An 11,547-nucleotide genomic window follows, 5' to 3' on the forward strand; every position below is an offset into this window, starting at 1 on the left:
GCCATGCCCCTACAAATCGCGAATTGTGTATGTAATCAGTACAGCAAGATGCTGACTTTTATTGCAATTAGGCTGACATTTCTTGCTGAATCTTGCTCTTGGCAGCTTTGAATTCAGTAGCCATTTGCTCTTTCTGTTCAGTGCTACAATTTTTGTCAATTGCCGTGAACATCGTAAATTCTTCTTGGCGAATGTGGTCGCCAACCACTTCCATTAGGTCTTTAATTTTTGATCTGAAATGGTCGGCATTAGCAGGGTCAATCGCCTTAATTTCATCGAGCATCTGCTTCATTTGCGCTTGCTCGTCGTAAAGCTCTTGAGTGTTGTCATCGCCGTAGAAAGAGCGTACTTTCGGGTACACTACTTCTTCTTCTGCTTGAGCGTGTGCTAATAAATCTTTGTAGATTTGCCCGAAATACTCTTGGAGCTTTTGAGGATCTTTCGTCGCCCCAACTTCAGTGAAAAGTGTATTCACTTTCTCATGATCCAGCCGGATAAGGGTTTGGATATTCATATCTTGCTTGTCAGTGTTTTGCGTAACCACACTGCCAGCTACACCCGATAGGGCAGCAACTGCATCTTGCACCCTTGCCCAGAGTCCCTGATGCGCGTCTTGACCAGTCATTTCGCGGACTCCCACCTGTTCGAGCATCCCCTTGAGCTGTTCTTGGTGAGCGCGACCCTCGAAGTTAACAGTATTGAGAGGCCCAATTGCCAGTTCAATATCAGCCCCTACAACTTGAGCGGCTTTGTGGATCATGATTCCACTCATGGCTTGACCATGCTTTATCAGTTCGTGGTGAATGAGTTTTTGATAATAGGTAAACTCATCACCTGACATCATCTGCTCAAACTGCGGAATAAATATCTTGGTTGCAGCACTCGGTTCAGATTGAATGCCGTATTGAACGATTACAGTGTCTATGATGCCCAGGTGTTTCTGGTCATCAGAAAGCATATTTTGCAGACGCTCGCGGACATCTTCATAAGGGCAAGAATCTATGAGTTTTTGCTCGTTAGAGATGATTAAATTTAGAAAGGCTTTCAAGTCTGCCAATCTTTCAGCGATCGCCATCCGCTTTGTATCGTCTATTGTTGTAACCATGCTTTGTTATCCTGTAAGAAAATAGTTTGATTGATACCCGTTTCACGGCAAAGGTAATGTAGCTCAATACGAGTTACCCAAATATTACTCACAGAGCTTTTAGAGGCGTTGTTCACCCCTTGCTTTGAGAACCCGAACGAACACCATTACCTTAGTTCTGGAAATGGGTTATTTCAAGCGAAAAAAACCTTGAATATCTTGATTTTGTCGTTGATCCAGTTCTCTTCCACCTAGCCCAGGTTAGATGTTTTGGTTTAGTCCACGAAAAGCTGAGTTGAGTTACTGAACCAAGAATTCTACGGCTATACGTTGTAAAAACCTTGGAAGTGTCAATTATCAAAGCCGCTCAATTGCGATCGCAGTTCCGCCACCAGTTCCATGACACACCGATGCCAGTCCCATCTGTCCATTTCGCTCCTGTAAGGCGTTGAGCAGCGTGACGATAATTCGCGCCCCCGACGCACCGATGGGATGCCCCAGCGCGATCGCTCCTCCATAGACATTCAGCTTCTCGTAAGGAATGCCCAGCTTCCGGTTGAACAGCACGCTACTCAGAGCAAAAGCCTCGTTGTTCTCGAACAAGTCAAAATCGTAGATTCTCATCTTGAGCTTGTCTAAAAGCTTGTTGACTGCCAGAATCGGAACTTCCGGGAAGCGCCAAGTTTCTCCACCTATCGACGCTCCCCCAAGGATGCGAGCTAAAGGTTTGAGTTTAAAGCGTTCCACCGCCGTTTTGCTTGCCAAAACTAAACCTGCGGCTCCATCGGATATCTGACTGCTGTTTCCAGCCGTGAACACCCCATCTTCTCTAAAAGCAGGTTTTAGCTTGGCAAGGCTCTGCAAGGTGGTTTCGGGGCGAATTCCCTCATCCTTGTCCACGAGTTGCAAACCTTTTTTCCCCTCTATTCTTATTGGTGCAATCTCCTTGTTGAACCAGCCGTTCTCGGTTGCGATCGCTGCCCTAGCTTGTGAATATAGCGCTACTTCGTCTAAATCCTTCCGCGTCACTTGGTAAGCTGCTGCCAGCCGCTCAGCTTGCTCTCCCATCGTTTCGCCGGTCGTGGAATCGGTAAGACCGTCGTAAAGTAAAATATCGCTGAGTTGCTCTGGCGCACCCAGTAGCATTTTATACCCCCATCTGCCTCGATGCGATAGGAAAAACCCTGCCTGGGACATGGATTCCATGCCGCCAGCAAGTATGATTTCCGCTTCGCCAGAGCGGATAGCGGTGGCGGCGTTCATCACGCTCATCATTCCCGACGAACACACCATATCCACTGCATACCCATTCACCGTCTGGGGAATCCCGGTTTTGAAAGCTGCCTGACGGGGCAAAGACTGCCCGTGTCCCGCCCTGAGTACATTACCAAAGATATATAGGTCTAAAGCTTCCCCCGAAACTTCCGCCCGATCCAACGCTGCTTGCATGACGTGGGCACCTAATTCTACTGGGGAAAAACCCGCTAACGCACCTCCGAACCGACCGAGCGGTGTCCGTACTGCCGAGACAATATAGGCTTCTTGCATACATCCTCATTATTTTTTACAATGTCAGGTCTTGTAACTTTACTAACTTAAGGCGGGATATTCCTTGAGGCTACTTTCATTAGTTTCAGGAAGGTTTCACCATTTACAATAAAGTCGAACTAAAGCCAGCCATTGTGATAGCTTCCCGCAAATAAATTAACCCCTATTCTGCAACAAAGGGATTTTTCCCAAGACCGTAACGCCGAAATTCAAAAGACGCTTTTTTGTAAATTATATTTACAATTAACTTAAAAAATTTAGTTTATTTATAAATCATCCATTAGAGCTAATCACCAATTATTATTTGATTAAGATAGTGGACAAACCATCTGTATTACATAAGAAAGTAACAGGAGTAACACTAATGGATTGGGCAAATAATTTTGAGCAGTTTACCAGACAGTTAAGCGAGTTGCAGAGTGGTATTCTCAAGAGCTGGACTTCTACCATGCCGGCTATGCAAGGTTTCAATACACCCAGTTACCGCGAGAATTTCGAGAAAACTTTGAAATTTCAGGAAGAAGTGCTGGCAAGTTCTCTGCAATTTCAGGCTTTGCTGGCTCGTCTGTCAATCGAAACTCAGAAGCAATTGTGGGAGGGATATTTTAATACGATCCGGAGTACACAGAGCCAAAAATCTGAGTGACTATTAGAGTTGTTTTTGAGATACGAGTGTTTTCAGTTTTTTTAGAGTTTGTTTGTAAAACAATTTACTTTGCAAACATCCTCTAAGGATTAATAAAGCTCGCCAAGGTATTTCTTGGGAGCTTTTTTTACTATAAAACAGTTTTGGAAAAAAGTTTTATATTCGCTTCTTATCATCAAAGCTTTCAATCTAGTAAACAAGCCACAAACCAAAATAAACCTGCTAATTTATTTAATCCTCTACCTACAGAAAGGACATAATGTTAAGCAAGCTTGTACTTTTGAATACAAAGGCCGAAGCTGAACTTTGGAAAGATTTCCTAAAGTCCAGTTACCCGACAAGTAAACTGCGCGATCGCTCAATGTAGAATGATGCCAAGAAGGTTTTGACCGATTCCTCCTCACGCCTCTTGCCATCATGGATTTTAGCCAATTGCTTGTTGGAAAAATAGACGCGATCGCCAAAAACTGGGTTGAAGCAGTCCGCTTGGATAGGCAGATTTCCAGCACTGACGATTTACCCAGATCGGCGATCCGGAATCATATTCCTGATGTGCTAAAAGCGATGGCAACTGTACTTTCCCGCTCCCAAGAAAACGATATTCAGTCCATCGTCCAGAACAGTTTGCATCATGGTGTTCTGCGGGCTGAACAAGGTTTCGCTACCACTGAAATTGCGCGAGAGTATCGTCTACTGCGCCAGACGATCTTTTCCACTTTAGAGGCAGATTTACTAGAGGGTACGGTTCCGGAAGTGATGCGAACCTACAATGCAATTGACGCGACCATCGACGAAGCGATCGCCCAATGCTTCAAAAGTTATGTAGAGGAGCGATTGCAAGAACTACAGCAGGTGCAAAGTCAGGTAGAGTTAACCAATCAAGAACTCACTCGCTTGGTAAAAGCGAATCAGGATAATCTCTCTCAACTAGCCCACGAACTGAAAAATCCTCTGAATTCAATTATTGGCTATTCGGAGCTGATGTTACGCTCTTCACGAAAGAATGTTGAAGTTCAAGACAATTTCCCGAATCTGGAACACATTGAGCGCGTGCTACGCAATAGCAGGCACTTACTGCGCCTGATCAACGATACCCTGGAAATTTCCCGGTATTCAGCAGGGAAGATAGAACTGCACCCAGAACTAATAGATGTACGCTCTTTAATCAACAATGTAGTTGAAATGTTGGAGCCTTTGGCAGCAGCCAAAGAGCTACAAATGGTGGTTGATTGTGATTCGGCTAGTGCCGATAGTTCTGCTGCACGCGCTCCTGAAAAAGTGCTGACAGACGCCTTGCGATTGCAGCAAATTGTCACGAATCTTTTAAGCAACGCAATTCGCTACACAGAGACAGGAAGTGTCCAATTAACGTGTCAGATGTTATCTGATGACCGCTGGTCTATTGCAGTGAGCGACACTGGTATTGGCATTGCTCCTGAAGACCAGGCGCGGGTTTTTGACCCCTTCTTTCAAGCTGGAACTCGCGATCGCATGCCCGATAGCACTGGCTTAGGTTTGGCAATTGTCGCCCAACTGGTAAACCTAATGCAAGGCAAAATCGAGCTGGTATCCCAGGTTGGCGTTGGCTCCACCTTCACCGTCATCTTGCCCCTAGAAGTGAAAACCCTGGAATCAATTTCTTGAATTTTGGTTTTATCTGGTTTTTGTTTTAACTGTATAATTCTTGAAATTATTGAGAAGGATTAACGATACTTTTCAATCGCAAAGATGCTTTAATTCTTGCCATTAACTCCTCAAAATCAATCGGCTTCCGAATGAAGTCATTCGCTCCTAACTCTAATCCTTGAGGGATATTAGCACTCTCACTTGCCGTAATCATCAGAATCGGAATAAAAGGGAGTTGCGGATTTTCCCGAATCCGCCGAGTTACTTCATAACCATCCATTCCTGGCATCATGGCATCCATCAGCACTAAATCCGGTGGCGATGCTTCTATCTTGGCTAACGCTGACTTACCATTTCTAGCGCTATCAATCTCATACCCTTCTTCCGCCAAAATCTCCTCTAGGAGGGATACATTATCCTCTAGATCATCTACCAATAAAATGCGTTTAGCTTGAGATTGAGACGATACCATAAAATCGACCCTCCATTTGGGGAAAGATGCTTATAAAAGCTTTTAAATTTTCCAATCTTTTAAATAATAGTTATTTGCTTACTAGCTAACCTCTTACCTAAGGGGAGTTTCACTTAAACCAACGGAAAATCGTGAGAAGAAAAAAGAATCTAAATATTAAGCCAATTTGTAATTTTGAATACAAAAAAAGATGAATTGTAACATTTTATAACTACCTCCAGCGTCAGAGGTAGGCATCAAACCGATTCGTGAAAATGGTAAGCAATTTATTCGAGTATCAGCATCGGCAGCATTGGGCGCGATTGCTGCCGAATTGGATGCAGACTGCGTATTCTATTCGTCGGTTGAAAGCTTCGTGCAAGCCGATGCGACCGTCAACGCATACGTTATTGAGGATTGCGCTTCATGGAGCCACAACAACTAAGTCAGGAACTGCGGAAAGGACAAAACCCTCACATGAGCCGTCGCCGAGCGATTATCGGCTTGTCTATGCTAGGGGGTTCGATGGGACAGCTTGTTACCCTATATCAGACCGGGATTATTAGCCATCTACCCGATCCTCCCGGACAAACGCTTTTCGATGCAGACCGCGTTGACGCATCTAACTATGCTTACAGCCGATTTAACTCACCCGATGGCCCGATAATGGTGCTTACTTACGCCATCACCGCTTGGCTGGCGGCTGCGGGTGGTCTCGATCGCGCTAGACGCAACCCGCTCTTACCCATTGCAATGGGTATCAAGATCCTGATTGACGTGGTGACTAATCTTGAGCTAGCTCGTGAAGAGTGGAGCGAGAACAAAGCCTTTTGCGAGTACTGCCAGGTGGCGACGGTTTGCTCGTTAACGTCTCTAGTGCTGGCAGCGCCTGAAGTGATTGCCGCTACTCGCGCCTTGCTGGGACAGGGCGACAAGAACACCGCAGACGACGCACAGTAAACGATACCAGGAAAGCGCGAAGCACCCTCAATTCCTTGCTTAGGGGCATGGCAGTATGCCCCTACATGAATGATCGGTAAGGGATAAATAAGTTGGTTGTTGCGATTGGTGAGCGAGAAGTGCGCGATTCTCTTTCGGAGACGCTACGCGATCGCTTAGACAATCCCGAAGATTTCGAGCAGATTCAGCAGACGGTGCAAATGTTCAAGGATGTTTTGCCAGAATTAATTGTACAGGATGCCCTATTTCATAGGGGTCTGGCAAATCTTAAACCTGTCACTAAACTTTGACCGGAATTGAGGAGATTTCATCAGATGGTGGTTGAGCGATCGCTGATTTAAGGCGTTAAATGAGCAGTGGATACGATTGGTTAAGCCTGTAATGCTTATAGAAAGAGCATTACAGGCTTAGTTTTGTCTTCTCCTCCTGAGAAGAGAATTTTGCCTAGATTGACCAACAATCAGACAGTTGCTCTTAGCGACCATTTTTCCCCTGCTAGACAAAGGCGAGTTTCGATAAGCTGGAAGAAACGAACAAGCGCAAGCAGCCTATAAGTTTTTGCTGTTAGCAGTCACAAGAGGATACCACTTACTATTTTTACCATTCATAAACGACTGGACTTGAGTGAGTAGATGCGTTCTACTCTCGCTAAAAATCATGAATTCCGCAAGGTAATCGCCTTTAGTCAAGGAAGATAAGTGATAAAGCCTGAGATCGTCGTCATTGGAGCATCGGCGGGAGGGATGGAAGCCCTGAAAAAGCTTCTTGCTCAACTCCCCTCCAATTTTCCCGGTGCTATTTTTATTGTTTGGCATATTGCCCCAGCGTATCCAAGTGTTTTGCCCCAAATTCTGGATCGGGTTTGCTCGCTGCCAGTCGCCCATGCAATTGACAAAGAGGCAATCAAACCGGGACGGGTTTATGTTGCTCCCCCCGATCACCATCTGCTTGTCGAATCGGGGTATGTCCGAGTCACGAAGGGACCGAAAGAAAATCGCTTTCGTCCCTCGATTGACGTCTTATTCCGCTCTGCCGCCCGGAGCTATGGAAATCAAGCGATCGGGGTGGTTCTTACTGGAATGCTTGATGATGGGGCATCTGGGCTATACGCAGTGAAGGAGCAAGGCGGGAAAGCGATTGTCCAAGACCCTTTTGATGCACTTCACGCCTCCATGCCTATCCAAGCAATGAAAGCGGTAGAGGTTGATTGGTGCGTCCCCGTCGCAGAAATGGGCGCTTTATTGATTGAGATGACAAACGAAGCCGTCGAGAAGAAAGGAGGACATCTGGTGTCTGAGCAGATGGACATTGAAGTCAAAGTAGCGCGGGAAGACAATGCTTTTGAGAGCGGCATCATGAAGCTTGGGAAGCTCTCTCCCTATACCTGTCCAGAGTGCCACGGGATGCTTCTGCAACTGAAAGAAGGCAACATTATCCGGTTCCGTTGCCATACAGGACATGCCTATTCCCTAAATTCTCTGCTTGTAGAAGTAACGGAGTCTATTGAAGCCTCACTATGGAAAACACTTCGCGGGATCGAGGAGAGCGAAATGTTAATGAGCCACATGGCTAAACATCTGGGCGAAACGAACGATAGTGAGATGGCGGAACGCTTTTTGCAAAAATCCGAACAAGCAAATAGGCGAGCTAGCCTAGTTAGGCAGGCGGTGATGAGCCACGAAACCCTAAGTCAGGAGAAAATAATTAACCTGGATGGGTATGAGTAGCGACCAACCAAAAGCTTACAAATCGCCCAAGTTTGCCAAAAATCGACACGATTAAATCACCGCCCTATCTACAATTCACTGAGATATTGAATCAGGCAAATAACTTTTGAACCGCCATCCTTCAGGCTACCGCCCGCGATCGCAGTACTGAAAAATACGCTAGGCACCTTTTGAACTATCGAGTCTACCTCCACGGCTACTGCTCAGGCTACTGCTCAGACGTTCCCGGCTCAATCCGTGCCCCAAGCTGAAGAATCCGTCCGAGATCGTCAGCGTTTCGCCAAGTTTCCAGTATCTTGCCGTCAGCAATCCAATGAATGAACGTAGCCGTGAATGTCTGAGGCTGACCGCGACCGGGTATACCAAGGAAACTGTCTTGGACACAGGTGTTGATCGCACGCACGGCAACTTTGTCACCCTCAGCAATTACGTCTTCAATCGTCCATTTCTGCTCGATAGGCCCCATTGTCCGAAAGAGTTCGCGAACCCCGTCCGGTCCAGGGATAAGCTCTGGCGGACCACCATGCATCCTCCAAGTCGGGGCAGTCATCTCGCAGATATCCTCAATCTTGTGTTCGTTGATGAGTTCAAACCAGCGCCGAGCAATTATTTTGTTGCCCTCGATAGAAGACATCGCTGCCCCTCCTAAGAGTGAGATTAGAAACTGAATGCCACGCACCCATGCAAATCCTAACGGCTAGCTTCCGCGATCGCTTATGAATTTTGCAACACAATCAATCAAGTAATCCTCCGTAATGAATCTAACAATCAGAAAAGAAGTTACTTCTGATGTGGCGGACATCAAAGCATTGACAACTGCCGCATTTCTCAATGCCCCCCATACTAGCCACACTGAGCAGTTTATTGTTGATGCCTTGCGTAACTCAGGGAACTTGACAGTTTCTCTCGTTGCCGAGGTGAATGGACAAATCGTTGGTCATGTTGCTGTGTCCCCGGTTTCCATTTCCGATGGGAGTCAGGATTGGTATGGACTCGGTCCGATCTCTGTTGCTCCGGAACATCAAGGCATTGGAATCGGGTCACAGCTTATGAAGCAGGCGTTGACTACTCTACGCGAGCTTGGTGCAGGTGGATGTGTATTGCTTGGCGAACCAAAATACTACAACCGTTTTGGTTTCAAGAGCCAGCCAAATCTTGTTCTACCCGATGTTCCACCTGAATACTTCCAAGCGATTTCGTTCGGCGCACGGCTACCCAGTGGAGTTGTCTCATTCCATGAGTCATTTAGCGTACAGGGCTAACACCGCTATTACAAGATCCAGCTCTCGTGTGCCTCTAGCAAGATGTTGTGAACTTTTCCTTGCGTTTGAATTTGCTCATAGCTATATGCACTTAAGCAATAGCTGGCAGATAAGGAGAACACATGTCAGAAAGTACGCCAAACTCAGAAATGCTATACCGAACTCTCGGCAGTACAGGAGAGAGCGTTTCTGCGATCGGACTCGGTGGCTGGCACATCGGATTGAAGAACGTTGATGAGCAACTGGGTATCCGGATTGTTCGCGCTGCGATCGATCGTGGCATCACTTTTATGGATAACAGTTGGGATTACAACGGCGGAGTCAGCGAGATTCGCATGGGGAAAGCGTTGCGAGATGGCTACCGAGACAAAGTTTTCCTGATGACGAAAATTGACGGTCGCTCCAAGAAAGAAGCTGCAAGACAGCTAGACGAATCACTGGAACGCCTGCAAGTTGATTGCATCGATCTCGTCCAGCACCACGAAATCCTCCGGTTCGAGGACCCGCATCGAGTTTTCGATCCAGAAGGGGCAAATGCCGCCTTGATTGAGGCGCGGGAAGCTGGCAAAGTCCGATATATTGGCTTCACCGGGCACAAAGACCCCCAGATTCATCTGCATATGCTGGAAGTTGCAGCCAGCTATGGGTTTAAGTTTGATGCGGCTCAGTTGCCGTTGAATGTGATGGATGCCCACTACCGAAGCTTTGCGAAGTTGGTTGTGCCAGAACTGGTTAAACAGGACATCGGCATTCTGGGGATGAAAAGCATGGCAAACGGGATTTTGTTACGGTCAAATACGGTAACGCCAATTGAGTGTTTGCACTATGCCCTGAATCTACCCACATCGGTTGTGATTACGGGAATTGACAGTATGGAGATTCTCGATCAGGCGTTTGAAGCGATGCGGACATTTCAGCCAATGAATGACGAGCAGGTGCGATCGCTGTTAGCAAAAACGGCAGAAGCCGCATCGCGCGGCGAGTTTGAGCCATTCAAAACTTCATCAATTTTCGACAGCACCGCCCAGCATCTAGATTGGCTGGGAGAGGAGCCACAGCGCATTCAGCAACTGATGCCAACGTGATCGAAGACGCGATCGCAAGTTTATTGCTATTTCTCAAGATCGCAACCCTACATCTGTTTCAGTAATACAGACAATTTTGTGCCTAGCCACTCCTGTTCAACGAGCCGTAATCTGGAGCCAATCATATAGTCTTGATAACAGGTACGGATAATACACAACCGCTCGTGTTGATAGCGCCATAGCACCACATACCTCTCATCGAACAGTTCGATACGAAGAACATCGGACAGGGGTAGGTGTACCAACGTCGGCGAAATGGGGTAAACAGTTGTAATCGCAACGCTTGAGGATCGATGACAATCTCTACAACCGTCCATTGCAAATGATAGCTTTTAGATCGACTTTCATCAAAGCAGCTATTTTACACACCTTCCTATAAGAATCACAATTTGCTTGATGGCAAGTCTTGCTTCTCGCTCAAATAAATAGCAAATGTTAACTCTAATTGTGCTTTATCATACTTTTTGGCTAATTACCCAGTAATATCTCCTATTAAATTAGTCATAGAGGCAGTCCTAACCGGAGATAGAAAACCTTTAAGAAACTAAAGAATATCCTGGTAGAATAGCCCGATTTATAAGGTGCAGTTTATGACAATAGAAAATCCTCAAGACAATCGGCAAGATGAGGTTAAATATGACCCTCAAGATAATCCTGGAAGCGAAACAACTGTACCAACCACAGAAGAGGGGGACACTCCGCTTGATGAGAGATATCGTATGACGAGTCAACAAGCCGATTCTGAAACCAGTCCCGGTGCGGAACCTGAAGCTCCAGGAGCTTCTCCTAAGGTGGTAGGCGCTCCGAATCAAGGAACTGATTCTCGTTAAAAAGATTAAAGATTCCTGAAAATTAGGCAAGTCTTTGATGAAAATGAACTGCTCGGCTCGGCTCTATCCGTCTGCTCCAAGGATTCTGGGTTGAGAGCTAGATTTAGCGATCGCAAAACCAAACACGTATGCGATCTTCGCTAACTTTGTAGGTTGGGTTGAGGGAAGAAACCCAACTCAAGGTTTGTCTGTTGAGTTTCGCCGCTCTATACAACAGACCTCCTGCATGAATCAGGAGGCATGTGCCAGTTCGTAGTTCAGCAAGCCAGCAATTAGGTTTAAGCGCAAACCAAATCTCTGCCTGCGATTGCGATAACGTCCTGAAAAA

General features: G+C 46.3%; 13 protein-coding genes and 1 pseudogene. 8 read left to right on the forward strand and 6 right to left on the reverse strand.

Going from position 1 to position 11,547, the window contains the following annotated elements:
• Positions 1-67 precede the first annotated feature (67 nt).
• Together NDA06_RS13100 and phaA are read right to left on the reverse strand one after the other, a co-directional pair.
• Positions 68-1,105 carry a hemerythrin domain-containing protein gene (locus tag NDA06_RS13100; protein ID WP_190412133.1) on the reverse strand — a complete coding sequence of 346 codons (1,038 nt, stop codon included), beginning with the start codon at positions 1,103-1,105 and terminating at the stop codon, positions 68-70.
• A 336-nt stretch (positions 1,106-1,441) separates the two neighbouring features.
• Positions 1,442-2,632, reverse strand: coding sequence for an acetyl-CoA acetyltransferase PhaA (gene phaA / locus NDA06_RS13105; RefSeq protein ID WP_190678155.1), 1,191 nt, complete (start codon positions 2,630-2,632; stop codon positions 1,442-1,444).
• Between the two features lie 364 nt (positions 2,633-2,996).
• Here phaA and NDA06_RS13110 point away from each other — a divergent pair, with 364 nt between their 5' ends.
• Both NDA06_RS13110 and NDA06_RS13115 read left to right on the forward strand, forming a co-directional pair.
• A complete protein-coding gene (locus tag NDA06_RS13110) occupies positions 2,997-3,278 on the forward strand; it encodes a hypothetical protein (protein WP_190678158.1) in 282 nt (93 codons plus the stop codon).
• A 417-nt stretch (positions 3,279-3,695) separates the two neighbouring features.
• Positions 3,696-4,922: a sensor histidine kinase gene (locus tag NDA06_RS13115; RefSeq protein ID WP_190985847.1), complete on the forward strand. Its 1,227-nt coding sequence runs from the start codon at positions 3,696-3,698 to the stop codon at positions 4,920-4,922.
• A gap of 46 nt (positions 4,923-4,968) precedes the next feature.
• Here the strand turns inward: NDA06_RS13115 and NDA06_RS13120 are convergent, their stop codons facing one another.
• Positions 4,969-5,376 carry a response regulator gene (locus tag NDA06_RS13120; RefSeq protein ID WP_190436182.1) on the reverse strand — a complete coding sequence of 136 codons (408 nt, stop codon included), beginning with the start codon at positions 5,374-5,376 and terminating at the stop codon, positions 4,969-4,971.
• A 405-nt stretch (positions 5,377-5,781) separates the two neighbouring features.
• Here NDA06_RS13120 and NDA06_RS13125 point away from each other — a divergent pair, with 405 nt between their 5' ends.
• The 3 genes from NDA06_RS13125 to NDA06_RS13135 all read left to right on the forward strand — a co-directional run bounded on the left by NDA06_RS13125 (position 5,782) and on the right by NDA06_RS13135 (position 8,042).
• A complete protein-coding gene (locus NDA06_RS13125) occupies positions 5,782-6,315 on the forward strand; it encodes a vitamin K epoxide reductase family protein (protein ID WP_190430598.1) in 534 nt (177 codons plus the stop codon).
• A 92-nt stretch (positions 6,316-6,407) separates the two neighbouring features.
• Positions 6,408-6,605 (forward strand): hypothetical protein, encoded by a 198-nt coding sequence (locus tag NDA06_RS13130; protein ID WP_190985848.1) that lies wholly within the window; start codon positions 6,408-6,410, stop codon positions 6,603-6,605.
• A gap of 408 nt (positions 6,606-7,013) precedes the next feature.
• Positions 7,014-8,042 (forward strand): chemotaxis protein CheB, encoded by a 1,029-nt coding sequence (locus NDA06_RS13135; RefSeq protein WP_339380190.1) that lies wholly within the window; start codon positions 7,014-7,016, stop codon positions 8,040-8,042.
• Between the two features lie 208 nt (positions 8,043-8,250).
• On the opposite strand, the gene NDA06_RS13140 is transcribed toward NDA06_RS13135, so the two are convergent.
• Positions 8,251-8,676, reverse strand: a complete 426-nt coding sequence (locus tag NDA06_RS13140; protein ID WP_190985849.1) for a nuclear transport factor 2 family protein — start codon at positions 8,674-8,676, stop codon at positions 8,251-8,253.
• Between the two features lie 121 nt (positions 8,677-8,797).
• On the opposite strand from NDA06_RS13140, the gene NDA06_RS13145 reads away from it, so the two are divergent.
• Together NDA06_RS13145 and NDA06_RS13150 are read left to right on the forward strand one after the other, a co-directional pair.
• Positions 8,798-9,304, forward strand: coding sequence for an N-acetyltransferase (locus NDA06_RS13145; protein ID WP_190985850.1), 507 nt, complete (start codon positions 8,798-8,800; stop codon positions 9,302-9,304).
• 122 nt (positions 9,305-9,426) lie between these two features.
• Positions 9,427-10,389: an aldo/keto reductase gene (locus tag NDA06_RS13150; RefSeq protein ID WP_190985851.1), complete on the forward strand. Its 963-nt coding sequence runs from the start codon at positions 9,427-9,429 to the stop codon at positions 10,387-10,389.
• 47 nt (positions 10,390-10,436) lie between these two features.
• Here NDA06_RS13150 and NDA06_RS13155 read toward each other — a convergent pair whose 3' ends face one another.
• Positions 10,437-10,634, reverse strand: coding sequence for a hypothetical protein (locus NDA06_RS13155; RefSeq protein WP_190985852.1), 198 nt, complete (start codon positions 10,632-10,634; stop codon positions 10,437-10,439).
• A 345-nt stretch (positions 10,635-10,979) separates the two neighbouring features.
• Between NDA06_RS13155 and NDA06_RS13160 the strand changes: the two genes are divergently transcribed.
• On the forward strand, positions 10,980-11,219 hold the full coding sequence (locus NDA06_RS13160; RefSeq protein WP_190436200.1) for a hypothetical protein: 240 nt from the start codon (positions 10,980-10,982) through the stop codon (positions 11,217-11,219).
• A gap of 231 nt (positions 11,220-11,450) precedes the next feature.
• Here NDA06_RS13160 and NDA06_RS13165 read toward each other — a convergent pair.
• Positions 11,451-11,547: pseudogene (locus NDA06_RS13165) on the reverse strand (IS5/IS1182 family transposase); the annotation flags it as partial.

Source organism: Trichocoleus sp. ST-U1 (assembly GCF_039961835.1).
Classification (GTDB): Bacteria; Cyanobacteriota; Cyanobacteriia; order Cyanobacteriales; family FACHB-T130; genus FACHB-T130.

What these genes read in the sequence shown, in the direction of transcription:
- NDA06_RS13100 (WP_190412133.1), bottom strand. Translation starts at nt 1,105, where the DNA reads ATGGTTACAACAATAGACGATACAAAGCGGATGGCGATCGCTGAAAGA.
- NDA06_RS13145 (WP_190985850.1), top strand. Translation starts at nt 8,798, where the DNA reads ATGAATCTAACAATCAGAAAAGAAGTTACTTCTGATGTGGCGGACATC.
- NDA06_RS13115 (WP_190985847.1), top strand. Translation starts at nt 3,696, where the DNA reads ATGGATTTTAGCCAATTGCTTGTTGGAAAAATAGACGCGATCGCCAAA.
- phaA (WP_190678155.1), bottom strand. Translation starts at nt 2,632, where the DNA reads ATGCAAGAAGCCTATATTGTCTCGGCAGTACGGACACCGCTCGGTCGG.
- NDA06_RS13140 (WP_190985849.1), bottom strand. Translation starts at nt 8,676, where the DNA reads ATGTCTTCTATCGAGGGCAACAAAATAATTGCTCGGCGCTGGTTTGAA.
- NDA06_RS13110 (WP_190678158.1), top strand. Translation starts at nt 2,997, where the DNA reads ATGGATTGGGCAAATAATTTTGAGCAGTTTACCAGACAGTTAAGCGAG.
- NDA06_RS13125 (WP_190430598.1), top strand. Translation starts at nt 5,782, where the DNA reads ATGGAGCCACAACAACTAAGTCAGGAACTGCGGAAAGGACAAAACCCT.
- NDA06_RS13120 (WP_190436182.1), bottom strand. Translation starts at nt 5,376, where the DNA reads ATGGTATCGTCTCAATCTCAAGCTAAACGCATTTTATTGGTAGATGAT.
- NDA06_RS13160 (WP_190436200.1), top strand. Translation starts at nt 10,980, where the DNA reads ATGACAATAGAAAATCCTCAAGACAATCGGCAAGATGAGGTTAAATAT.
- NDA06_RS13150 (WP_190985851.1), top strand. Translation starts at nt 9,427, where the DNA reads ATGTCAGAAAGTACGCCAAACTCAGAAATGCTATACCGAACTCTCGGC.